General features: G+C 33.5%; 25 protein-coding genes. 14 read left to right on the top strand and 11 right to left on the bottom strand.

Annotation, left to right across the window (positions count from 1 at the left end; genetic code table 11):
* The first annotated feature begins 533 nt into the window (after positions 1 to 533).
* A complete protein-coding gene (locus H7355_RS06640) occupies positions 534 to 1,136 on the top strand; it encodes an adenylate/guanylate cyclase domain-containing protein (RefSeq protein ID WP_186645937.1) in 603 nt (200 codons plus the stop codon).
* 47 nt (positions 1,137 to 1,183) lie between these two features.
* The gene (locus tag H7355_RS06635; RefSeq protein WP_186645936.1) at positions 1,184 to 1,498 is read left to right on the top strand and encodes a hypothetical protein; all 315 of its coding nucleotides are present in this window, start codon (positions 1,184 to 1,186) and stop codon (positions 1,496 to 1,498) included.
* 51 nt (positions 1,499 to 1,549) lie between these two features.
* On the opposite strand, the gene H7355_RS06630 is transcribed toward H7355_RS06635, so the two are convergent.
* The 3 genes from H7355_RS06630 to H7355_RS06620 all read right to left on the bottom strand — a co-directional run bounded on the left by H7355_RS06630 (position 1,550) and on the right by H7355_RS06620 (position 3,576).
* Positions 1,550 to 2,305, bottom strand: coding sequence for an RES family NAD+ phosphorylase (locus tag H7355_RS06630; RefSeq protein WP_186645935.1), 756 nt, complete (start codon positions 2,303 to 2,305; stop codon positions 1,550 to 1,552).
* A complete protein-coding gene (locus H7355_RS15895; RefSeq protein ID WP_222435673.1) occupies positions 2,302 to 2,706 on the bottom strand; it encodes an MbcA/ParS/Xre antitoxin family protein in 405 nt (134 codons plus the stop codon). Before H7355_RS15895 ends, H7355_RS06630 begins: the two co-directional genes overlap by 4 nt.
* A 135-nt stretch (positions 2,707 to 2,841) precedes the next feature.
* Positions 2,842 to 3,576 (bottom strand): alpha/beta fold hydrolase, encoded by a 735-nt coding sequence (locus H7355_RS06620; protein ID WP_186645934.1) that lies wholly within the window; start codon positions 3,574 to 3,576, stop codon positions 2,842 to 2,844.
* 197 nt (positions 3,577 to 3,773) lie between these two features.
* On the opposite strand from H7355_RS06620, the gene H7355_RS06615 reads away from it, so the two are divergent.
* Positions 3,774 to 4,307, top strand: a complete 534-nt coding sequence (locus tag H7355_RS06615; RefSeq protein ID WP_186645933.1) for a hypothetical protein — start codon at positions 3,774 to 3,776, stop codon at positions 4,305 to 4,307.
* 200 nt (positions 4,308 to 4,507) lie between these two features.
* Here the strand turns inward: H7355_RS06615 and H7355_RS06610 are convergent, their stop codons facing one another.
* Positions 4,508 to 5,107 carry a helix-turn-helix domain-containing protein gene (locus tag H7355_RS06610; protein WP_186645932.1) on the bottom strand — a complete coding sequence of 200 codons (600 nt, stop codon included), beginning with the start codon at positions 5,105 to 5,107 and terminating at the stop codon, positions 4,508 to 4,510.
* A gap of 384 nt (positions 5,108 to 5,491) precedes the next feature.
* Here H7355_RS06610 and H7355_RS06605 point away from each other — a divergent pair, with 384 nt between their 5' ends.
* Positions 5,492 to 5,710 carry a hypothetical protein gene (locus tag H7355_RS06605; protein ID WP_186645931.1) on the top strand — a complete coding sequence of 73 codons (219 nt, stop codon included), beginning with the start codon at positions 5,492 to 5,494 and terminating at the stop codon, positions 5,708 to 5,710.
* 63 nt (positions 5,711 to 5,773) lie between these two features.
* On the opposite strand, the gene ettA is transcribed toward H7355_RS06605, so the two are convergent.
* The gene (gene ettA, locus H7355_RS06600; protein ID WP_186645930.1) at positions 5,774 to 7,444 is read right to left on the bottom strand and encodes an energy-dependent translational throttle protein EttA; all 1,671 of its coding nucleotides are present in this window, start codon (positions 7,442 to 7,444) and stop codon (positions 5,774 to 5,776) included.
* Positions 7,445 to 7,615: 171 nt separating this feature from the next.
* On the opposite strand from ettA, the gene H7355_RS06595 reads away from it, so the two are divergent.
* Positions 7,616 to 8,338, top strand: coding sequence for a recombinase family protein (locus tag H7355_RS06595; protein ID WP_186645929.1), 723 nt, complete (start codon positions 7,616 to 7,618; stop codon positions 8,336 to 8,338).
* Here H7355_RS06595 and H7355_RS06590 read toward each other — a convergent pair.
* Positions 8,316 to 9,398 (bottom strand): glycosyltransferase, encoded by a 1,083-nt coding sequence (locus H7355_RS06590; RefSeq protein ID WP_186645928.1) that lies wholly within the window; start codon positions 9,396 to 9,398, stop codon positions 8,316 to 8,318. The two genes, H7355_RS06595 and H7355_RS06590, sit on opposite strands and share 23 nt — an antisense overlap.
* Before the next feature lie 27 nt (positions 9,399 to 9,425).
* Positions 9,426 to 11,063 carry an L-aspartate oxidase gene (nadB, locus tag H7355_RS06585; RefSeq protein ID WP_222435672.1) on the bottom strand — a complete coding sequence of 546 codons (1,638 nt, stop codon included), beginning with the start codon at positions 11,061 to 11,063 and terminating at the stop codon, positions 9,426 to 9,428.
* Between the two features lie 172 nt (positions 11,064 to 11,235).
* On the opposite strand from nadB, the gene lpoB reads away from it, so the two are divergent.
* The 5 genes from lpoB (at position 11,236) to H7355_RS06560 (ending at position 14,594) form a co-directional block, all read left to right on the top strand.
* Complete coding sequence (gene lpoB, locus H7355_RS06580; protein WP_186645927.1) at positions 11,236 to 11,862, top strand: penicillin-binding protein activator LpoB; 627 nt, start codon at positions 11,236 to 11,238, stop codon at positions 11,860 to 11,862.
* A 65-nt stretch (positions 11,863 to 11,927) separates the two neighbouring features.
* Positions 11,928 to 12,488 (top strand): ribosome recycling factor, encoded by a 561-nt coding sequence (gene frr / locus H7355_RS06575; protein ID WP_186645926.1) that lies wholly within the window; start codon positions 11,928 to 11,930, stop codon positions 12,486 to 12,488.
* 200 nt (positions 12,489 to 12,688) lie between these two features.
* Positions 12,689 to 13,624, top strand: coding sequence for a hypothetical protein (locus H7355_RS06570; protein ID WP_186645925.1), 936 nt, complete (start codon positions 12,689 to 12,691; stop codon positions 13,622 to 13,624).
* A 356-nt stretch (positions 13,625 to 13,980) separates the two neighbouring features.
* Complete coding sequence (locus H7355_RS06565; RefSeq protein WP_186645924.1) at positions 13,981 to 14,187, top strand: hypothetical protein; 207 nt, start codon at positions 13,981 to 13,983, stop codon at positions 14,185 to 14,187.
* Positions 14,188 to 14,303: 116 nt separating this feature from the next.
* Entirely contained in the window at positions 14,304 to 14,594 is a 291-nt protein-coding gene (locus H7355_RS06560) for a ubiquitin carboxyl-terminal hydrolase (RefSeq protein ID WP_186645923.1), read from the top strand.
* A gap of 4 nt (positions 14,595 to 14,598) precedes the next feature.
* On the opposite strand, the gene folE2 is transcribed toward H7355_RS06560, so the two are convergent.
* Together folE2 and H7355_RS06550 are read right to left on the bottom strand one after the other, a co-directional pair.
* Positions 14,599 to 15,378, bottom strand: a complete 780-nt coding sequence (gene folE2 / locus H7355_RS06555; protein ID WP_186645922.1) for a GTP cyclohydrolase FolE2 — start codon at positions 15,376 to 15,378, stop codon at positions 14,599 to 14,601.
* A 30-nt stretch (positions 15,379 to 15,408) separates the two neighbouring features.
* Complete coding sequence (locus H7355_RS06550; protein ID WP_186645921.1) at positions 15,409 to 15,909, bottom strand: hypothetical protein; 501 nt, start codon at positions 15,907 to 15,909, stop codon at positions 15,409 to 15,411.
* Between the two features lie 95 nt (positions 15,910 to 16,004).
* On the opposite strand from H7355_RS06550, the gene H7355_RS06545 reads away from it, so the two are divergent.
* Positions 16,005 to 16,412: an OsmC family protein gene (locus H7355_RS06545; protein ID WP_186645920.1), complete on the top strand. Its 408-nt coding sequence runs from the start codon at positions 16,005 to 16,007 to the stop codon at positions 16,410 to 16,412.
* A gap of 253 nt (positions 16,413 to 16,665) precedes the next feature.
* A complete protein-coding gene (locus tag H7355_RS06540; RefSeq protein ID WP_186645919.1) occupies positions 16,666 to 17,145 on the top strand; it encodes a hypothetical protein in 480 nt (159 codons plus the stop codon).
* A gap of 12 nt (positions 17,146 to 17,157) precedes the next feature.
* Here H7355_RS06540 and H7355_RS06535 read toward each other — a convergent pair whose 3' ends face one another.
* Positions 17,158 to 19,524 (bottom strand): ATP-binding protein, encoded by a 2,367-nt coding sequence (locus H7355_RS06535; RefSeq protein ID WP_186645918.1) that lies wholly within the window; start codon positions 19,522 to 19,524, stop codon positions 17,158 to 17,160.
* A 207-nt stretch (positions 19,525 to 19,731) separates the two neighbouring features.
* Between H7355_RS06535 and H7355_RS06530 the strand changes: the two genes are divergently transcribed.
* Together H7355_RS06530 and H7355_RS06525 are read left to right on the top strand one after the other, a co-directional pair.
* Positions 19,732 to 20,511 carry a transporter substrate-binding domain-containing protein gene (locus H7355_RS06530; RefSeq protein ID WP_186645917.1) on the top strand — a complete coding sequence of 260 codons (780 nt, stop codon included), beginning with the start codon at positions 19,732 to 19,734 and terminating at the stop codon, positions 20,509 to 20,511.
* Entirely contained in the window at positions 20,508 to 21,920 is a 1,413-nt protein-coding gene (locus H7355_RS06525) for a phospholipase (RefSeq protein WP_186645916.1), read from the top strand. The genes H7355_RS06530 and H7355_RS06525 overlap by 4 nt, the downstream gene beginning before the upstream one ends.
* On the opposite strand, the gene H7355_RS06520 is transcribed toward H7355_RS06525, so the two are convergent.
* Positions 21,921 to 22,385 (bottom strand): YaiI/YqxD family protein, encoded by a 465-nt coding sequence (locus H7355_RS06520; RefSeq protein ID WP_186645915.1) that lies wholly within the window; start codon positions 22,383 to 22,385, stop codon positions 21,921 to 21,923. It abuts the gene before it with no gap.
* Positions 22,386 to 22,395: the final 10 nt, after the last annotated feature.

Genomic DNA, 22,395 nt, shown 5'->3' with positions numbered 1-22,395 from the left:
TAGAAGTTTAATGATTATTTAATTTTAAATCACAAAAAGAAATCAAACTGTTTTTCTCTTTAGCAATTTTTTGGTTTATGATTTGCATGATATTTGGATCAATATTCTATAAATTCGATCTTATACTGGTTTGATACTTCTAGAGACTTTATCAATTTATTAATCACAAACCCATCAACTTCTTCATTGTTATTTTTAAAAACTAAAGGATAAGCGTTAAAATATCCTATTTTTATTATATTTTCATTTTTAAAAGAATAAATTGATAAAATCACAAAAAATATACAAGAGAATAAAGCAATCCACGGATGAAGGTTTGTTTTTGCATAAACTTTATAAAATATCTTTTAACTTTGAAATACAATGCGATACCCTCTATACACCCATAAAATATTTTTTGCATTCAGGGGGGAAGTGTCTTTATTATTACATAGCCAAAGATTGCACGTAAGCAATGAGACACTTTCCGAATTGAGCTAAGATACAAAGAAGTCACACTGTAAGAAATGAATTAAATTTAGGATATATAATTTATGTCATCTATTACAAAAAAACGCGTAGAGGCTACGATAATGTTCTGTGATATCATGAATTTTACTACTTTATTTGATGATAAAGATCCTGAGGAAGCTTTTGTTTTTGCAAATTATGTATTAAAAACTTTAAGTAACGTAGTAACAAAGTGCGGTGGTACAGTTGATAAATTTATGGGTGATGGTTTGCTTGCCCATTTTGGGGTTAATAGCCCAAACTCAGACCATGCAATGAAAGCTTGTTACTGTAGTTTAAAGTTGCTCGATGAAATTTGGAAAATCAATTGCAACCGTTATATTTTGAATCAAATCATAATATCATTAGGGATTGGAATTCATTCTGGCGAAATCGTCTTTGGAAAAATTGAGGCAGGCACATATAACGAATTTTCGGTTTTCGGTGATGTGGTCAATACAGCTTCACGTATTGAACGCATGACTCGATTTTTTTCAGTCGATATATTGGTTTCACAAACAACTTATGATTTATGCAAAAATAATTTAGATTTTTTTAAAATCGGAGACACTACTCTTAAAGGAAAAAAGGGGAAGCACACTCTTTTTTGGCTTGTTCCAACGAATTTAATTAAGAATAAGTTATAAGAATTTATGTAAAATTAAATTTAAATCATGTGGAGAGTTTTATCATTATGAAAGAGGAAACAAATAGCTTAATTTCTGAAGATGGCAGACTGACTGATGACACAGTTCACTTATTAAATCAATATTCAGACATGATTGAATGCAAATGCCCAGAAAAACTTTTGCAAATTTTAACGGAAGTAAGAGCATTTAAAAACTACACTCATAGCTGTATTGAGTTATACCCCGATGATGCAAAAGTACATCATTGGCTAAAATCATCTGCAGACAATTTGGATAAACTACTTTCTGCGACGCTTTTACAGCTTGCACGTATGGAAGGATTTATAGATGAAAATAATGTTATAAAACCTAGGGATTGAAAAATCGATTCATTACTGGATATTTTATTATTTATTATTAAAAATATATTATCAAAGCTGAATCTCTATTTCTTTTTTCCAACGTGACGGCACAGCTACTATTTCTTTTTCTCTGGAAATTTTTTCTATTTCAGCTCTGCCATCACAATAAAAATAATACTTTAAATAATAAATTGTTTTTTCGCTTATTATAACGTCTGGACTGAAAACGGGTGTACAAAAACCACCGCTTTTTCTTGCAGAGGGAACTATTAACATTTCTCCCCCCAGTGGTTTCATTTTTTTCCCGAGTTCATGACAGAAATCGTAATTGTCAGATGTCAATTGACTATGCCAATGTAAAGACTTGCTAAAATCGAAGACATTTTCGCATGTGAGTGAACAGGCAAACATCTTGCGATCCACGGTTATTCTTCGCTCGTTGGGAAAATGGGTGAATTGCTCTTGGGCAAATTTCCATTGATGATAAAAAGATTCGTAAATAGAGGTCTTTTCATCGAGAGCGGAATACCAAACTCCATAGCCATTGCCGTCGCCAAAGCGACCTTTAGAATAAGGGGGTAAAAAACTTCCAGAAATACAGGAGGGGTGGGCTTGGCTATAGTCAAATAGACGATTTTTTTGCGGTAGCACGTGGGAAATTCCACTCGTAGCATTTTCATATTTTTGTAAAATTGCTTCACTTTCTGCATCTGAGCCAATCAGATCGTCGAATAAATTCTGCGAGGTAAAAATGGTATAAATATTTCTAAAAGTCGTTCCGTGGAAATTAGTTTTTAAATTTAAAATTTCTTCTGTCTCAATCATACAGCACATCGCATATAGTCGAGTCTTCTGCGCACAATAGCCATGCGTTCATAGGAATAAGTAGGATCCTCGAGAATAAAGTCGATGGGCACAAGCCCGCCAAGTGCAGACTGCGGTTTCGACATCCAGCCGTAGACGACTTCTCTGTTATAAGGAAATAAAATTCTTAAATTTTTATGGATTCCAAGCAAGAGACCCACGCGATTTTTTTTGTCGACGTCTTTCGGAATTATTTTTTCATTATCGAGTTTGTTAAGTCGTTGTCGGTAGTTAGGTATGCCGAGAAGGCCTGCCTGTTGTTCACGGGTAAAGCCATAATGGTGAACCAAAGCCCAAAATGCTTGCCCAAGAACTTCTTCTTCTGAAAGTTTCTGTTTTTTATCGCTTAAATGCTGAGTCATACTCCCTCCACTTCCATGTATGAAATCATACAGCAAAATACGCCATAAATAAAGCATTCTTTTTAATGGTAGTATGATTTCATACAGAGAATAATCTCTAAATTTTCAGCTACTAAACCTATACAAAGTCGGCTTTCACCCAACTCGTTTGACGAATTCAAGCAACTTTTCACTGAATTCCACAGGTTTTTCCCAAGGGATACGGTGACCAGCATCTTTCACTACAAAACTTTCGATTTTGTTATTAAGTGCACTCATTTCAGCAGCAAAACTGACGAATTTCGTATCTTTTTCCCCAGCAAGCCAAAGAAGGGGAATTTGCAGTGCCTCAATGTTCGGGCGGAGATCTTCTTGCCGCCCTAAGGAAAAGTGGGTTAAAGCACAAGCAAGTTCTGCTTTGTTATACTGACTTTCCTCACGTACGATATTATTGTTCAGCCCAGAAAAAACACCTTGCCCGTTCCAAGCTTGCATCACTGCATCCCAATCATCATTTAAAAAGCGCTCTGCCCATTTTTTATCGTTCAGTATGCGTGCATATTTTTCATTTTCACTGCATAAACCTGGATTTGCCGAGACTATCAGAGCGGCATCCCAGTCATGATTTTCAATGAGTGCGTGTAAAGCGAGGCGTCCACCCAAAGAATAACCTACCAAAACATTTTTCTCAGAATTATTTTTCTTTGCAAAAATTTCTTGGTTAAAACAATTTGCCCAATCTCTAAAAGAAAAATTTTCATTCTTTTCGTATTTTGGCAAAAAATCGGCGATGGCGTGGAATTTATAATTATAGCCCTTTATATTTTCTCTAAAGATCTCCCAATCCGAAGGGAATCCTAAAAAACCATGAATAAAATGCAGGGTGATCATAAAATATCTCCTTAATTTCCAATTAACCGAGGCGTAAAAAATTTTCAACTTACCAGCCTGAAATTCGAAAAACAAAAATATTTTTATTTTTATTTTAAATTAATTAAATCATAACAACACTTGAAATTACTAAACCTTTCATTGACATAACTGGCCAATTGGTATATTTCTTGGAGGAAATTGAGGAGGGGAAAAGAGTGGAATATAATCAACTAGACGAAGAAATCAAAAAGAATTTCTATGTTCTTACAAAAGAGAATGCCCCTTGCTGTTATGAAACTATCACACATTATGAGGCTAAGCTTGTTATCGATGTTTATGAGAGCATTAAGGAAAATCTTGATATCTATAAAGGCCACTCCGACCTTGCCTGTGATAAAATCAGAATTCTAATTCTTCCTGCCCTTCTAAATGATGGTTTGATAGAAGAAGTCGCTGGCGGTTACAGAGCATTGCATGGTAATATTTTGTTTAGATTTGATAAACAAACTCTTTTGAAATCTTCGCCACAATGGATGCAATCGGCTATAGATAAAATCAATGAAAAAAATGCAAAAAATTCGGACATAGTTTTTTATAATACTAAAAATATTTCAAGAAAAGATTTCGAAGAAGTTATTGATCTAAGGAATAAATATATTAGTAAAGTCGCTAGTCTTAAGAGTATAAAAGATGGTGAAATAGAATTTTTAGAAACTTTTTGTTACAGCTTTTATGAAGAAAAGGAGTAATTTTATGAGAATAGTATTAGTTTGTATTGCTGCACTTTTTAGTATTTCGACAGCTCATGCAAGTTTGAATTTAAACCCAAATAGTGGTATAGTTCATAAATGAAAAGTATTTTGAAGCCATAACTCTGGCGGTATGGTTTAACACCTTCGGTATTGAGTAATCCCCTCCCCACTCAAGCATTTAAGGAAACTTAAATGCTTTAATTGCTCTCCTCAATTTCTGTTACCTTTACATCCACTTTCTTTTTTGACACACGACCGGACATAACATCAAAGATACTCATCGTTTTCTTGCGTAAGAATTTTTGTTCATTTACATCATCTTCTTCAATATACAATTCTTTTAAAATAACTTCTTCGACACAGAGTTTTCGGAAGTCAGGGAGGCGCGCCCACATCAGAGCGATACGAAAAGCATTTTTCATATCGAGCAATTTACCAACATCTTCACTGTCTGGAGCTTTATAGTAAGTCATAAAATCGGCAAAAATAAAATCAATAAATTTCTGTGGAATATATTGATTTTCATTTACATCCGATAAGAAAATATCACAGATAACATATTTAAAATTGAGGCCGGTGATTTCTGCAAATTTATAGTAGGTTGATAGAGGAATATTCACTATATCTGAGTTTTCGTACTTTGCTAAGAGGTTAAATCCTTTAAACCCCATCAGCTTGGAAAATTCTGTCTGTGTTAAATTCATCCGTGTGCGTTCTCTTCGCAATAAAGTTGCGAAACGTTTGCGGACAGTGCTTTCGAGTCTATCTAATTCGTTTTCATTTTTTTTCTCTAACATAATTGCAATCCATTTTAATTAATGTTAATAATAAATTAATATAGTTTTTATATTCTCATAGTGAACACACTTAGCAAAGGACACAATACAAAAAAAGAGTACATCCGTAAATGCACCCTCTCTCGCAAAGAAAAGCTAACACGGATGAATTTAAATAGCAACTTATCAGTATAGGAGATCATCAGTGAAAGCGTATTTACCCGAAAAATATTTCTAATTGTTTTTAATTATTACTATAATTAAGTTTACATATTCATTTATAATTAAGTTTAAATCGATTTAATATTTCTTAATTTTAGATTAAAAGCATTCTATTACAAGCAAAAAATTAAAATGATTTTAACTCAACAAAAATTTATTATATTATTTAAAAAAGGATATGATATGAAAAGCGATCTTTGTCGTGAAATCAGAAGTGATTTAATAGATATGATTAAATATTTAAATAACTCTGATCTCAGAATGAATGATACAAAACTCTATTTTGAATTTGGCGGAAAGATTTCTAATATGATCGAAAGAGTCAGCAAATCGGAAAGTGATTTGAATGATGACGCATCAGCAGAAGAAACAATAAATTCAGACCCAAATAAAATGCATTAGACATAAAAAAAGGCACTTAATGTATAGTTAAGTGCCCATTAAAACTTTATTCATTGAAATTCTTTAATGAATAAGTTTTTTAAATTTAATACGTTTTGGGTTGACAGCATCATCACCCAGACGGCGTTTTTTATCTGCCATATAGTCTTGGTAATTCCCTTCAAACCAAACGACTTTACTGTCTCCTTCAAAAGCGAGAATATGAGTCGCAATACGATCCAAAAAGTAACGATCGTGGGAAATAACCACAGCACAACCAGGAAAAGAAACAAGTGAATCTTCAAGGGCACGTAGAGTATCTACATCCAAATCGTTTGTAGGTTCGTCAAGCAGCAAAAGATTCCCGCCATTCATTACCATTTTTGCAAGATTCAATCGATTCCTCTCACCACCTGAAAGCTTCCCAACTGACTTTTGCTGATCTGCTCCCCTAAAACCAAAGGAAGAAATATAAGAACGCGCAGGAATTTCTCGACTGCCTACTTGAATAAGATCTTTCCCACCACTCAATTCTTGGAAAACGGTTTTATCACTGTCAAGATATTCACGATGTTGATCAACGTAACTGATTTTTACAGTTTCACCGATTTTAATTTCACCTTGTTCAGGTTTTTCAATACCTGCAATCATTTTAAAGAGAGTCGATTTCCCTGCACCGTTTGGCCCAATCACTCCGACGATACCACCAGGTGGAAGTTTGAAATTTAAATTTTCAAATAAGACTTTGTCACCAAAGGCTTTAGTAATGTCGATTGCTTCCACAACATTATCTCCTAAACGTGGAGCGGGTGGGAAAACAATTTCGCGAATACCTTCACTGCGATCATTTTGTTCTTTAAGAAGCTCATTATATGCTGAAATACGCCATTTGCTTTTTGCTTGGCGTGCTTTCGGAGACATATTCATCCACTCAAGTTCGCGCTTTAAAGTTTTTTGTCGAGCGGACTCTTGCTTTTCTTCTTCAGATAAACGTGTGGTTTTCTGTCCTAACCAAGAAGAATAATTTCCTTGCCACGGTATGCCTTCGCCTTTATCAAGTTCAAGCACCCATTCCGTCACATTGTCCAAGAAATAACGATCGTGCGTAATCGTCACTAAAGTTCCAGTAAATTCTTTTAAGTAACGTTCAAGCCACTGTACACTTTCTGCATCCAAATGGTTCGTTGGCTCATCAAGAAGCAAAAGATCTGGTTTTTCGAGGAGTAGTTTGCATAGAGCAACACGTCTACGTTCACCACCTGAAAGGGTCTTCACATCGGCGTCTGGGGGCGGACAACGCAAGGCATCCATTGCAATTTCAAGGGTGCGATCGATATCCCAACCATTTTTGGCATCGATTTCATCTTGTAACAGAGCAGTTTGCTCTAAGATTTTATTCATTTCATCATCACTCAGCGGCTCTCCCAAACGTTCGTTGAGCGCGTCGAATTTGCGGATGAGATCTTTTATTTCTTTTACAGCTTCTTCCACATTTTCCACAACGTTTTTTGTGGGATCAAGTTGTGGCTCCTGTGGTAGATACCCAATTTTTGTACCTTTTTGTGGAAAAGCTTCCCCAGCAAAATCTTTGTCCACCCCAGCCATGATACGCAAAAGTGTTGATTTACCAGCACCGTTTGAGCCGATCACACCAATTTTTGCCCCGTGGAAAAAGGATAAATAGATGTCTTTAAGAATATCTTTTCCGCCAATGTTTTTGCGGAGTTTGACCATATTGAAAATATAGTTAGCCATAGTAATTTCCTAAGTTTGATGTTGCAAAATCAAAACGCACAGTATCATCCACAAAAACACAACCTTCTGCAATGATATCTTTTTATTTTTGTTTGAATTAAGTATTTTAATAGAAATTGCCATATCGACTTTCCCTTATTATATTGCGTTCTGCTAAGGGAGGGCCTCTAAATGAAAGTAGCTATTTACAGCAAAAATGATACCGTAGAATACAAGATGCCTCAAAAGCAAATAAGCAGTTTACATAATTACATCCAAAATCGTGGGTGGAAATTTATAAACGAGTTTGTAGATCACACTGCAGTTAAAAAAAAGAAGGTCAGCGAGCGCAACAAGTTAATGCAACTTGCCAAAGAAAAAGAAATTGATGTCGTGCTAGTTTGGAGTTTAAATTGCTGGGCAGAAACAACTTGTGACCTTATTTTAAGCTTAAATGAATTAACCCAATATGGTGTTAGTTTTGTTTCTTTATCAGAATCACTCGATTCCTCAAATCCTACACATAAAACTTTTAGCGAAATTTTAAATGCTTTCGCTATATTTGAAAAAGAAAAAAATAATCAACATAAACAGCATTTATCAATAATAGCTAAATCAAATGAACCCAAAACAAAAAGATTGGGCAAAGCACTCAAATGTGCTGACCAAATGCGTGCATTACAACAAGAAGGAAAAAACCATTCTGAAATTGCACGTATATTAAATGTTTCAAGAGGAAGTGTTCACAATATTTTAGGTAACATTAGCAAGAAAAAAGAAAGCAAAAAAGTTTACAACAGAGGGGAAGCGCAAACCCTTTTTTGCCAATCTTTTATTAGAACAATTCAATTTTTAACTTGCCATGCAAGAATAAAATCCCGCAGAAATATAACTAGCTCTTCACTTTCCATGTGATATTTACATTAATCATATAATTCCAAATAGCTGCGACTAAGTAACCAAGAGCATTAGATAAATAAACATCGACACCATACCCTAACATTTTTATTGCTATGGCTTGATTTATAAACGCACCACCCAAACATATTGCATGAAATGTTATAAGTCCTCTGCAAGTTTTCCAAAAACCAGTCAGCTTATTTTCTTTAAATGTCCAAAAATTATTTAAAAAGAAATTTGTTAAGATACTCAACTCAATTGAAATAGTAACGGCAGTTGCATCGGAAAGTGCAGTGAATTTCTGACAAAAGAAAATCACAAATGTTGCTATAATTAAGCCTGATAAACCAATAATTCCATATTTAATAAAACGGGTTGGAATATATTGGCCAAGACTCAATTCATATAGTGCAAAAATATAATCATAAATTACGCGACTCGATAACTTACTTTCTCCATGAATACGTCCTTTAAAAGTATAGCCAACTTCTTGCACTTGAGCATTTTCAGCCCGCGCTAAAAATTCTAATAAAATTTTAAATCCACGGGGATTTATTTTATTTTTATTGTTTAAATAAATTGTCCGGTCTAATGCAAAAAATCCGCTCATTGGATCTGTTACTTTACAAGGCAACGCTATGCGAGCCATAACAGTCGCCACCCATGAAACAAATTTGCGAATAGGACTCCAGTTTTCGACACTCCCACCATTGACTTTCCGAGAACCGACAACAATATTTGCACCCTTTTCAAAGGCAGAAAGAAATAAAACCAACGCTTCTTCGTCGTGCTGAAGATCAGAATCCATCACAGCAAGTATTTTGCCCTCAGCTTGTTCAAATCCAGTGAGGACTGCAGAACTCAAACCGCGATCAGTCATTCTCCGAATAACTTTCAACCAAGGATATTGAGACGAAAGATTTCTGGCAATTTCCCAAGTTTTATCTGGAGAATTATCATCCACAACTATTACTTCTTTGTTTATTCCAGATAAACAAAGATCGAGTTTATCAAGTAAAATTGGAATATTTTTACTTTCATTGTAAGTTGGGATAATTAAAGAAATCTGTGTCATTTATACTCCACTTTAGTATATATTAATCTAACTTAAAACAACTGTGTCTTTTTTGTATTTTTTATCATCAGCAAATGGACAGTCCAAAGAATAATGAATTCCTCGGCTCTCCTTCCTCATTCTTGCACATTTAACAGTAAGTTGCGCAACTGTCGCTAGGTTTCTAACTTCTATGAGCGAGCGGCTTGGAATAATATTCCAGTAATACGTTTCAATTTCTTGGCAGATTTGATCAATCCGTGCAGCTGCACGGGCCAATCTTTTTTCTGTGCGAACAATACCAACATAATTCCACATAGTCCTTCGAATTTCATCCCAAAGCTGACTGATAACAACCATTTCATCTGGCTCTGCGGCTGTTCCAAGCTCCCACTTTGGTACTTCAGGATTTTTATATAGATTTAAATCCGCTATTAAACTCACGATATCTTCGAAAACAAAATCCGCAAAGACAACGCCTTCAAGCAAAGAATTCGATGCCAAACGGTTTGCTCCATGCAGACCAGAACATGCAACTTCACCTAAAGCCCAGAGAGATTTAATTCCAGTTCTCCCTCGCATATCCGTTACTATTCCACCACAGCTATAATGTGCAGCGGGAACAACAGGGATAGGATCTTTCGTAATATCTAGGCCTATTTCTAAACATTTTGTATAAATTCCTGGAAAATGCTCTTTTACAAAATGTGGATCTTTATGAGATATATCAAGATGAACAAAAGGTGCTCCCGATTTTTTTATTTGCTCATCAATTGCTCTGGCGACAATGTCCCGTGGCGCTAATTCCTTCAAAGGATGAATATCTTCCATGAATCTTTCACCAGAGATCGTTTTTAAAAGCGCACCCTCTCCTCGCAATGCTTCCGAAATAAGAAAATTCTTCGATTTGGGATCATACAAACATGTTGGGTGAAATTGCATAAATTCTAAATTCGCAACTCTTGCCCCAGCACGCCAAGCCATGGCTACCCCATCTCCAGTCGCAACATCTGGATTTGTTGTATATAAATAAAGTTTTCCATGCCCACCTGTCGCTAAGACGGTTGCTTTGGCAAGAATAGCAAAAATGTTTTTATTTCTGTCATTTAAAACATACGCCCCCAAAGCACGATTGCGCGAAAAATCGGGTGCGACTTTATCAGTCACAATGAGATCAATTGCTGTATGAAATTCTAATAAAGTGATATTTTTATTTTCATTCACTTTCTGCGCTAATGTATTTTGCAGAGCAATGCCCGTCATATCTGCAGAATGGATTATCCTACGGGCACTGTGGCCCCCCTCTTTTGTCAGGTGAAATTCTGAATCAAAGCGATTATTTTGAGAATTTTGTGTAAATTGCACCCCAAGGGCAATCAATTGTTGAATCGAGCGCGGTCCTGAAGAAATAACTTTTTGCACTACATTTTCATGGCACAAACCTACACCTGCATTGAGTGTGTCTTGAATATGCAAAGAATAATTATCCTCTTCACTTAACACAGAGGCAATGCCTCCCTGAGCCCATCGTGTGTTGCATTCAAAAAAAGACTCCTTACACAGCAAAGCAACTTTCCCCTGCGCACTTAATTTGAGCGCAAGAGAAGCACCAGCAATCCCAGAGCCAATAATAAGAAAATCAAACATCACATGCTCTAAAACCTGGAGTGAAGATTTTTTCTTCATAATTCAATCCTTTGTACTACATAACTCCATAACCTCGAAAAAGAACATTAAGCGTGATAGCCTGCTCTTGCAAGCTTGCAAATAAAACGCATATACTTGCAAATGTAAGCTTTAAGAAATACTTATCCATATGTCTGGTTATTTTTTAATGAATCTAAGAAAGGAATATTTGATGTTAAATCTAAGAAAATTATTTTCTGTTTCAACTCTCATTATTGCAGGCACTCTCCCTCTCGTAGGCTGTACATCTTTTCAAGGAGATTACGGAGATCCCGATCAAGCACAGATATTAGATGATAAATGGAATCCAACGGACGCGACTGTAACAGTTAAAAAAATGGTTAAAGATATGACAGCAGCTCCTTGGATTCTCAATTGGCGTGAAGATATGAAGAAGAAATCCACAGATAGACCTTTTGTTCTTGTGGATGATATGGAAAATAGAACGAGTGAAGTGATTGATACCAAAGCACTCTTCGAAGATCTACGCAGCCAAATCCTCAATGACGGAAAAGTTCGTTTTTTAGATGGTGATCTTCGTAAAAAAATATTAGACGAATATAAATACCAGCAGTCTGGTGTGGTTAGAAAAGGTGGCGTAAAAGGGCCTGGTAACCAACACGGCGCTGACTTCTTCCTTTCAGGTGCTATTTCAAGTATCGTTTCGCAACAGGGGGGTAAGAGTTCCGTTCAATATCAAATTGAAATGAAACTCACCAATATCTCAACGGGCGAGTTGGTTTGGAGTGGTATCGAAAAAATAAGAAAAAACTTCAAAAGAAGTAGTATTGGTTGGTAAACCTTTACAAATTAATCCGCTGCAGTTTAATCACTGCATTTAGTATTTTTAGAAAAGGATAGCTCATGGATAAAAAACAACTTGTAGAAAAAGTTAAAGAGGGAATGGAAAAAACAATTAATTCTCTAAAATCCGATCTACAAAAAATCAGAACAGGCAGAGCATCAGCGGCATTATTGGATGATGTGAGAGTTGATTCCTATGGTACCCAAATGCCATTAAGTAAAGTTGCGACTTTAGCGACTCCAGAAGCTCGCTTAATCACAGTCAATCCTTTTGACAAAAGTATGCTCCCTGCCGTTGAGAAAGCAATTTTAACTTCTGGACTTGGTCTCACTCCAAATAATGATGGAAAAGTGATTCGCATTCCTATTCCAGCACTTTCTGAAGAACGCCGTAAAGAAATTGCTAAACAAGTTAAAAAAATTGGTGAAGAAGCAAAAGTAGCTGTCCGTCACCACCGCCAAGATGGAAACACAAAAGCAAAAGCATCCCAAAAAGAACATGGTTGGTCTGAAGATGAAGTCAAGCGTGCAAGCGATGAAGTTCAAAAATTGACCGATACTTATGCAAAAAAAGTGGATGAACTTTGCGTAGCAAAAGAAAAAGAAGTTCTTACGATGTAAGTTTTCATATTTTTTCTTTGAGATCTCGAAAAATTTTCGAGATCTTTTTTTTAAATATTTAATACTTTTAATTTAATTTTATTTTTAAAGCAATCATTGAAAAACATAAAATACTTTGTAATATATTAATTGAGCCTAACTGGCTTTGTTGATTCTCAATCTTTATAATATGATTCTGTAATTTTATTTCAGAGGTATTTATGACAAATTTTTCATGTAATACTTCACCACAGACTTCGCTAAAATATATCACAAACTTTAGCAAAAAAGGGAGAAAACTGGGGGGCCAAGTTTCTCGTTGCCAACACGGTGGAGTTTATGAAGGCTATAAAAATAACAAGAAAATTACTGTTCTTTTTAAACAAGGACGAAATGATGGTGAAACAATCAGCGAATATTTAGCAACTGCATTGTATAATCTTATTATTCCTGGTTATGCTTCTTATGTATTTTTCTCAAAATATGATCAAATGACATATACTAAAAATGTAAGAAAAAATGATCTTCATATAAATATTTATATTGGAACAATATTTTTTGATGAATTTATTGAAGCGCATAAAATCATGGGCTACGAGGAAAGGCCCTATTTTTTTAGAAGCCTCCACTCCAGTAAAGGAAAAGATTTTGTCCAAATTTTCCAAAACACAAATTTAGGACGGATCTTAGCTGCAGCCCTTTGGCTGGGCGATTACGATACACATACAGCCAATATTGGAGGAGCAAAAGTCAAAGGTCGCTATAGCTTTGTTAAAATCGATCACGGCTGGAGCTTTGCTCAAATTCAAGATCAAATGAACCTTAGGAAAACACCTTGGTCAGGACTCAATGCTATTGGCAGACCCACCAATCACTTTCAAGACTATGATTTTAATGGGTTTTATCAAAATTCAGCGGGTGAATTCCAAAAAACCATCCGTTATCTCAAACACATAGGTCCTGAAGATATTAAGCGCACACTGCAAGCAGCATTCCAAGAAATAAATAAATATTACTCTGAAGAAGCTTATATATCCTTTGCCAAATGGATAGGTTATACAAAAGCAAATACGTTGCCATTAAAAAGCCTCATTCCCAGTCTAATCGATTTCCTAACATTAAAATTATATAAACGTGCAACAAGTCCTTTTTTATAAATGCTTTTTCATTTACTTTTATCTTATAGATTGCTATTGAGATTTTCTATTTAACCTGAATACTCTTGTTAAATAGTAAGTCATTTTTAAAAATTGGACACAGAATGAAATATCTTTTTATATTTATACTCACAATAAATTTATTCTCTTGCACGCAAGAAAAAAAAGTGAATAAAAAGCATCAAAATACAACTGAAGAAGTGAGTGGCTTACGTAACAAAACAGAAGAAGTGATTGGTTTAAGGAACGAAACAGGAAGTTACTGTTAATTAAATTCAGTCATTCAAGACCTTAGCAATCTTTCGCAAAATGCAAATTTTCTTGAACGTGACAATTTAAATCCCAATGAAATTGTCATGAAAAATATTCTTTTAGAATATAAAAATATTCTAAAAACAGGGAAATACAGTGATGAAATTTCTGAATATAAAAGGCAACTTGTCCAATCTATTTTTTCCCCAGCAGACTGGGGAAATCAAAACTGCCCTGGAGAAGTTTTAACAGAATTATCTGAACACACTAATGCTAAAGAAATAATTTCCATTTTTAATACAATGATTTAAATAATTTAATTCCAGAAAGCAAATATGATAACCCCGAAGGCTCATTTATAAACGATGACAACCTATATATTATTCAATTGTATCGACAAGGTGACAATATTAAGATTCAAGATCCTATGCCCATAGCTCTTGAGATAAATAGAAACTCCATCCAATATAAATTATCAGCAGTTATCATGCATAGGGGCATTAATACTCATAGTGGGCACTACACAACTCTCTTAATCAAAGAAAATAAATCTTTTTATTGTGATGACACAAGTATTCAAGATGGAGAGACAATATTAAACAAAATTGTGTCCTCTGGAACAACAGGGCAACAATATGAAGTACCTTATTTCCTTTTTTACGAGAAAATTTCATTGGCAGCTAATAAAAGCGAAACTTCCGAATACTCCCCAAAATAAAAATTTAAAAAATATCTTCACTCTTCACAATCGCATAGGCATTGTGATTATGGATAGATTCAAAATTTTCGGCACTGACTTCAAAGCGCAAATTGTCTGATTTCTTTTTTAACAGCACTGCTGCTTCACGCACCAGATCTTCAACAAATCTAGGATTATTATAAGCTTTTTCTGTGACATATTTTTCATCTGCGCGCTTGAGGACGGGATAAATAGCACTTGAAGCGGAGCTATCTGCAATTTCTATGCATTCGAGTATAGAAATCTGTGGATTCCAGAGAGAGATTGTCATATGACTGCGCTGACTGTGTGCGCCAAAATCAGAAATGGCTTTACTGCATGGACAGAGGCTTTTAATAGGAATCTGTAAACTTATTTTGGAGAGAGTCGTCTCATTTCGACTTGCAGAGATTTGTATACTCACCGCGATATCGGTCATGCCTTTTATTTTAGAAACGGGAGCTTCTTTCTCATAAAAATAAATAAAATCTGCATTGAGATAAGATTTATTGCATTCAAGTATGTCAAGCATTTTAACAGACATTTCTTCAAACTTTTGCAGAGAGAAAAAAGGAGCAAATTCATAAAGAAGTGTAGGAAAGCGACTCATATGAGTTCCTTTTTTATCCGCAGGCAACTCAACGTAAAAGGAAAAATTAGCTACACTTGGATATTGACTTTTATTATTTATATCTTGGTAATAAATAGGATGTTTAACATCTTTTATCCCAACTTTCGCAATTCTAATTTTCCGGTTATCTAAAAAATTTTGAGTGTCTTGCATGCTAAAACCTTTGGTACTTGATAATAAAACTTATTCAGGATTGGCTATCAGTTGAGAGCGAGAAGGGAAATCGGCAAAAAGCGAGCGACCCACTTCTTTACGAAATGGCCATGGTAGAGTTGCGACGAGTATGAGCAAACCAATCCAAGCAGCAATAGCCATTCTCTTATGCTTTAGAAAATCGTTCGCAGCACGCTTTGAAATAATTCTGCCAAATTGAATAATAAAAGCAAATATAAGGATGCTGATAAAATGTTCTACAGCCCAAAATCTTAGGACAGGACTCTTCATTGCAAATCCCATATTAGCAAGAGCTGTCCGAACGATTGGACTTAAATCAAAATATAAAAAGAGACCTATCAAAATCTGCAAATGGATAGTGCCAATCAGCACTCCTCCCCAAATCTTATCACTTTTTTGGAACGCAGTTCTAGAAAACCAACCATGAGTTGATCTTGTTAGAACTATAATTAAGGAAATAATAATAGCCCATCTTAACCAAGAATGAATAAACAGCATGATATCGTACATAATCTATCCTCCACTAGAACAAACAGCCATTCAGTGTTATTCTTTCCCTTCATTTGCTGCAAGTCGTTTTCTCTGATTTTAAAAAAGGAATTGCAATGGGCGTCAAAATAACCGGTAAATTGATTGGTGTAAATTCAACAGAAATCACACATGGACCTTCTGGAGCCATCATAAAAACCACAGCACCCGTGGACAATGGGGGAGATGGGAGCTTATTTTCTCCAACCGACCTCTGTGCAGCTTCCCTCGGTGCATGTGCAACAACTGTCATCAGTATGTATGCACATAAAAATAATATTAATTTATCTTCTATCGAATTTCATATTGAAAAAGAAATGTCAGCTTCTCCAAGACGAATTTCAAATCTTATTGTGACTTTTTTAATAAAAACGAATTGCTCTGATGAAGATTTTAAAAGATTGGTTGGAGCAGGAAAAACCTGTCCAGTTAGAAAATCTCTCTCTGAACACATGAATTTCGAAGAAAAATACGAAAGAATATAAATAAACCGATTGAAAATCTTAGAAAACCTCTCTAATAAAACATAGAATTACACCAATAAAATCTAAATATATTTTTCTAATAATTTATTATTTATAAATTAAATTTCAATAAGAGACTTATTATTAAAAAATGAAGCGTCATTTTTTCCTCAATTTATCCTATATGTTGACTTGTAAATTTTTGGATGTTAAATGCTTAGCAAGTTAAAACTTGTCCCTCGTCTATTTTTTATATTTTTTTAAAGGAGTCTTTATGAAAAAGATTATAATTGGTCTTATGTTATCAACTAGTGCATGTTTTGCTAACAATGTGACTGTTAATAAGTTTTCGATAGAAAGAACTGGTGGCGGCCAAATGGAAACAGTCGTATATCAAGACGTCAACCACAATGTATTTGCATATATTTATTCATGTAATTATAAAAACATAGACAAAAATCAACAGCAATTCACGTTGCAAAAACTTTCTGGTATAAATGCTCAAGAAGCTTTAAATATTTTAAATAATAATGTCATATTAGCTGCAAATGAAAGTTTACGCCATCCCAATATGGTTTCTGGCACATGGTTAAATTTAAAGTTTGAATATAAATATGTTGGTAATGATGGTTTTGAAGTCACTCAATTTAAAGACATCAAAGATCCAATTGTAATTATAAACTCTAAAGTATCTAATGTAATACATAATATTGAAGAACAAGTTAGAATTAATAGTAAAGGAATTTGTAATTAAATAATTACAAATTTATCCTATATTTACTGTATCTTTTATCTGAATTTTAAAGATATAAAGTGTTCCTTGGTTCGGTATATTTTCAATTTCAAATTTACCACCTTTATTTATACAAACTTGCTCAACCAAGGAAAAAGCATTATATTGCTTTTCTAATAAATCTATACCTTTTCCATCGTCTTTTATCTTTAAAATAAATTCATTATTTTGCATTGCAGCTTCGATTGAAATCAATCCATTCTCAGATTTTTTTAATTGAACCCTTTCATCTGGGTGCTCTATATTAAAATGGATTACATAATGCAGAACAATTATTAATGTCCGCCAAAAATCTGCTAAATAATTTGAATCAACTCTAAATTCGTTTGCGTAAACTTGTATATTAATATTTTTATTATATTTTTCAGCTATTTGCTTGCACAGTTTTGAAAGTCTATTTAAACGAATGGATATCGGTTCGAGCGAAAGTGAAAGAAGTAAATTTTCAATTTCATTTTGTGTCGCACCCATTCTCACACTTTTTAAAGCATGATATAACTCATTCTTGTCAATTTTCACCAATTGAGAATTTTGCTCACCAATTAATAATTTAACATCTTGCATTTTTCTCGACCATAATTCACAGAATTTTTTACAATTTTCTCCTTTATTTTCTGAATTAAAAGTATTTATATCATCTAACCAATTCTGACATAACTCTGCGAAAGTAAATATGCCTAAAGTCATACAGTTTTCTTTTAATAATTGAAATATTCGTTTTAACTCTTCTGGGCTTGTTTCTTCAGTTATGAGAGATACGAGATTATTTGCTTCATTTATTATCTCTATAAAATCTTCTTTATTATTTATTAAATTTTTAAAAATTCTCATTTTTTCATTATTAATGACTTCAATTCGGTCCATTTCACGATTAACTGTATTATTTAAAATTACACAAAAGAATTTTATCAAATCGTTATTGTCATTGTATATTGGAGATATAGACAACTCGTAATGAAAATTATTAACCGAAATAAATTTAGGAATTTGATCAAGTGCAAGTTCAATTGGAATACTTTCATTTATGATTTGTTCAAAAGCATTTATAAAAGATTCTCGCCATATTTTATTTCCTTGACTTAAATAATCCCAAATTTTAGTTCCTTCCGCAAAACTCCCGAACCATTTATCCAAAATAATTGAATGCTCTAATGTAATATTTCCATTTGTATCAATTATTAAATAACCCTCGGATGCTTTATCCAGTATAAGCTGCATATCTTGATTTTTAGTCTTTAGAGAATACGTTCTTTCTTGAATTTCTTGTTCGAGTTCTTTCTGATATTTTAAAGAACCTATAAGCTTAAAAATAATTCCAGTTGCAAAAAGTATTATTAAAATATTTCCAAAAATAAGCAATTTTTTTGCTGAAGATACATCATTTCGACTCCAAAATTCTTCATTAGGAAATGCATACCATAATTTCCAGACAGAATCATCTCTGATCTTTAGATCTACACTTCCATTTAAGATTATGTTAGGATTCACGAGGTTATTTTTAAAATATTGCTCAGATTCTAACAATTGATTAATCGCTTTATTATCTGCTGCAAAGCCATAATTCAAATTTACCAGTTTAAAATACTTTTCAGGAAGAGAATCCGCTATTATTTTTTTTCGAAGAACACCAGAAACTGCTCCAATAAACTTATTATTTTTATTATAAGATGGCACTGTATATACAATACCAAGCCTATTATAGTCATTTTTTGCTTTAAGGTCTGCTAATGAAAACTCAGAATTATCACACGTCACAATATCCTTACTTAATATAGCAGGTACATTAACTTCTTTAGAACTCTTTAATACAGGATATTTTTCATTTAAAAATTTTAATTGCTCTTTCATCACACGGTATTCAAAAATTTCAATTTCTTCAATCTTATCCTTTTTGCCCGCATTTACACTTGTTATTCCTGTAATATTATTATCGAGGGTAAAAAGGGGAGACTGAGGTTTTTTCGTTTTTGCATCGATTTGATCGGGATCTAGTTTTTTTGGAGTTATGTAAATTTCTGACATTTGGACATTATAATAAGCATTATTGTATATCTCATGTATAACACTCAGTGTATCATTGGATAGCTTCTGAACTTGGCCTTCCATTAAATTTTTTACATTTGGAATGAAACTGATAGTTCGTAATGCCTGATAAAAGTAATTAAAACGCATTTCTATATTTCGCTTAACTTCATTTACTTGTTCTTGCTTTTCTATTTTGTAAACAGATTTTAAATTATTTATCTCTTTGAAATAATTAATAAATAAAAGAAGAATAGTCCCAAGACTTGCTAAAACAGTGACAAGAATAAGGATAAGAGTCGTTTTATTTTTTAACATAAACTATCTTTCGATTTTAAGCTACTTCTCAACCAGACATACAATCGACTTTATAAAATTAAAAATAAAGCAAAAACGGTTTGTGAAGAGTATTTTAGGAAGTTCTTATGTTAAGATATAAATATCCTTTTGAAATCAATGCTTTAAATAGTTGACTTTACTTGATGTTTATATATAAAATTTATCAATGTTTTTGGAGGCTTAAATATGATTCAGCGCGCAATCTTACTCGCACTTGCAATATTTTCATCATACAAATCTATGGCAGCTGAAAATTTAATTACCCTTCACTATCAAGATAGACCCCCCTACTTTGTGACAGACAATGTCACTAAACAGTTGAAAGGAGGTGAGCTTTATTTGTTGATCAAAAAAATCATGAAGGAAGCAAATATCCCTTATGAATTTCAAATTGAACCTATATCACGTTCCATTCTTGCAATAAAAAATAACAACGAACCAGTTTGTATCACATACGCATATATCACTACTGAAAGAGAACAGTTTTCATATTTTTCTAAACCCTATTACACTGATGAAATAATAGCACTTGCTATACGCAAAGAGGACAAAAGATTTGATAAATACAAAACTTTAGAAGAAATAATGAAAGATGACTCTCTTATGCCCTTAGCAAAAATCGGCTATTCATGGGGTAATTATACAAATAAATTACTTGCACAATACAAAAATTATATTTCAACTGAAATCGATAAAATTGATCCCAAGAAAATAAAAGTCACCTCCCAAGAGCCAAAAGAAATGCTACAAACTGTAGCTAATAATGGAGCTGATTATACTTATTTTTCAATAAACGAGATTCAATATCATTTAAATCAAAATAAGGAGCTTAAAGATAAGCTGAAATTAAAAAAACTAAATGATATGAAAGAAGCACAATCTAGATATTTTATGTGTGCAAAAATCGTAGGTGAAAAAACTATGGAGAAAATAAATAAAGCTATTAAAAAGGTCACTCATAAATGAAAAATAGTTATAAAATATTATTATTAATACTTTCAATAAATGTTTTGCATTACAAAAAAGCTTTTACTTGGTCAAATCACACATTAATCACAGAACTTGCTCTTAGCAATGCAGCTGAAATTGAGAAAAAAAATATTATTTATCCTGAAAGTTTACGTTCATTTTTATCGGAAACACAAAATGAACTGCCTCATATCTTGAAGCAAATCGAAGAGTGGTCGAAAAATAGAAATAATCAGTATAAATACTCTCATTATCCAAGTACACCTGAGGATCTTAAATTTAAATCTTTTGCAAATGATCCCGATATTGAACTTAAATTTTTAAGAGCAATACGTATCAATCCAAAGATGAAATTTCCCTTTTTTCTGCAATTACTACCAGGAGATGAGTTAAGAGATAAACACATTCGCATACCGCAAAATGAAATTCTTCTGCCAGAGATTTCACAAAATTCAATTGCATACTCATTTATTAAAATTGAAAATTCAGAATTGCTATCACCCTTAAGTATTGTTGCGAGTGCATCGGATGAGCCTGATTATGGTTTCGATGTGGGCTTATTTGACGATAGCCCAGATGCTGACAATTTCAAATATCATTTTGGCATTCAACCATTTGGCAACCCCAATCTTGTCTTTAGCAGCCAAGCTCCTTTTCATATGGGGTTTTATCATAACTCAGCATTTATTTATAAAGCAGCACCTTTTCTGACAAAAACATACGCTGAACATCGGTTTTATCTTTTTAAAGAACTCGCAAAATTTGCATTTAATAAAGGACATCCTTACTGGGGATACCGCTTTTTAGGTTGGAGTTTACATTATGCACAAGATTTATCTCAACCCTTTCATGTCACACCATTGCCTGGTTTTTCATCATCAGATCTAATAGCCTTTAATATTCTAGATGCCTTGGAAGGATTATTTAATCGTTCTCACAGGCGTAAAAATGACGCAATTAATATCATTTCAAATCGCCATTTAATTTATGAGCAAATAATTTACAATTATTTAAGTTATGTCAGAAAATATAATATTAAAAATGATCCTCTTCATTCCGCACTTTTTCAAAATGAATACAAAGCAGTTGATTCGACAAATATCGATTATTACCTAAGAGAGTATATAACAGCAAATGCTTTCAAAGAAACATTTCCAACCTATGGCAGCGTAGTCTTTGAAAAGTATAATAAAGATATTTCTTCTTCTTTAGCTAAAAATTTACCCTATAAATATGTATCCGATCCAAATTATATTTTTGACTTTAATATAGATACAATATCTCTTATTAAAAATTTAGATTCTCATCAAAGAGAAGAGCTTTTAAAAATTTCTTATAAATTATTGAAAAATACAGGTATAGAAACACGGAGTATAGTCCGTGCCATTTTACAGAATAAAGAATGATTATTTCTTATCTTTTTTAAGTAAGATATGCAGATGCTTATCGAATGTAGACGCAAATCTTTGCTTATCAGCTGGATTAAACTGAGCAGGACCTCCACCTTGAATGAGCCCGCTCTCCCTCATAGACTGCATAAAATTCCTCACAGAAAGCCTTTCTGAAATGTTACCTTCATTATAAAGTTCGCCGCGTGGATTGATAGCAAGAGCTCCTTTTTCGACCACCAAAGCAGCAAGAGGCACGTCAGCAGTGATAACCATATCATTCGCATTCAAGTTTGTGACGATATATGCATCTGCAACATCAAAACCCTTTGCAACCTTAACCATTGAAATCAAAGCTGATTTCGGGATCTTCAATTCTTGGTTTGCAACTAAACAAACTTCCACACTCAATCTTTCAGAAGCTTTAAAGACAATTTCTTTGATAACGGCAGGACAAGCGTCTGCATCAATCCAAATTTTCATAAAGGAATTT

The organism is Fluviispira vulneris, assembly GCF_014281055.1.
In the GTDB taxonomy this organism is placed as follows: domain Bacteria; phylum Bdellovibrionota_B; class Oligoflexia; order Silvanigrellales; family Silvanigrellaceae; genus Silvanigrella; species Silvanigrella vulneris.
The sequence above is the reverse complement of the archived record's forward strand: the minus strand, read 5'-3'. Positions and strand labels throughout refer to the sequence as shown.

Coding starts and splice junctions, on each gene's coding strand:
- H7355_RS06525 (WP_186645916.1), top strand. CDS start 20,508: ATGAAAAATAGTTATAAAATATTATTATTAATACTTTCAATAAATGTT.
- H7355_RS06635 (WP_186645936.1), top strand. CDS start 1,184: ATGAAAGAGGAAACAAATAGCTTAATTTCTGAAGATGGCAGACTGACT.
- H7355_RS15895 (WP_222435673.1), bottom strand. CDS start 2,706: ATGACTCAGCATTTAAGCGATAAAAAACAGAAACTTTCAGAAGAAGAA.
- H7355_RS06545 (WP_186645920.1), top strand. CDS start 16,005: ATGGGCGTCAAAATAACCGGTAAATTGATTGGTGTAAATTCAACAGAA.
- lpoB (WP_186645927.1), top strand. CDS start 11,236: ATGTTAAATCTAAGAAAATTATTTTCTGTTTCAACTCTCATTATTGCA.
- H7355_RS06570 (WP_186645925.1), top strand. CDS start 12,689: ATGACAAATTTTTCATGTAATACTTCACCACAGACTTCGCTAAAATAT.
- H7355_RS06550 (WP_186645921.1), bottom strand. CDS start 15,909: ATGTACGATATCATGCTGTTTATTCATTCTTGGTTAAGATGGGCTATT.
- H7355_RS06620 (WP_186645934.1), bottom strand. CDS start 3,576: ATGATCACCCTGCATTTTATTCATGGTTTTTTAGGATTCCCTTCGGAT.
- H7355_RS06630 (WP_186645935.1), bottom strand. CDS start 2,305: ATGATTGAGACAGAAGAAATTTTAAATTTAAAAACTAATTTCCACGGA.
- H7355_RS06590 (WP_186645928.1), bottom strand. CDS start 9,398: ATGACACAGATTTCTTTAATTATCCCAACTTACAATGAAAGTAAAAAT.
- H7355_RS06640 (WP_186645937.1), top strand. CDS start 534: ATGTCATCTATTACAAAAAAACGCGTAGAGGCTACGATAATGTTCTGT.
- H7355_RS06605 (WP_186645931.1), top strand. CDS start 5,492: ATGAAAAGCGATCTTTGTCGTGAAATCAGAAGTGATTTAATAGATATG.
- H7355_RS06535 (WP_186645918.1), bottom strand. CDS start 19,524: ATGTTAAAAAATAAAACGACTCTTATCCTTATTCTTGTCACTGTTTTA.
- frr (WP_186645926.1), top strand. CDS start 11,928: ATGGATAAAAAACAACTTGTAGAAAAAGTTAAAGAGGGAATGGAAAAA.
- H7355_RS06560 (WP_186645923.1), top strand. CDS start 14,304: ATGCCCATAGCTCTTGAGATAAATAGAAACTCCATCCAATATAAATTA.
- folE2 (WP_186645922.1), bottom strand. CDS start 15,378: ATGCAAGACACTCAAAATTTTTTAGATAACCGGAAAATTAGAATTGCG.
- ettA (WP_186645930.1), bottom strand. CDS start 7,444: ATGGCTAACTATATTTTCAATATGGTCAAACTCCGCAAAAACATTGGC.
- H7355_RS06520 (WP_186645915.1), bottom strand. CDS start 22,385: ATGAAAATTTGGATTGATGCAGACGCTTGTCCTGCCGTTATCAAAGAA.
- H7355_RS06540 (WP_186645919.1), top strand. CDS start 16,666: ATGAAAAAGATTATAATTGGTCTTATGTTATCAACTAGTGCATGTTTT.
- nadB (WP_222435672.1), bottom strand. CDS start 11,063: ATGAAGAAAAAATCTTCACTCCAGGTTTTAGAGCATGTGATGTTTGAT.
- H7355_RS06530 (WP_186645917.1), top strand. CDS start 19,732: ATGATTCAGCGCGCAATCTTACTCGCACTTGCAATATTTTCATCATAC.
- H7355_RS06610 (WP_186645932.1), bottom strand. CDS start 5,107: ATGTTAGAGAAAAAAAATGAAAACGAATTAGATAGACTCGAAAGCACT.
- H7355_RS06565 (WP_186645924.1), top strand. CDS start 13,981: ATGAAAAATATTCTTTTAGAATATAAAAATATTCTAAAAACAGGGAAA.
- H7355_RS06595 (WP_186645929.1), top strand. CDS start 7,616: ATGAAAGTAGCTATTTACAGCAAAAATGATACCGTAGAATACAAGATG.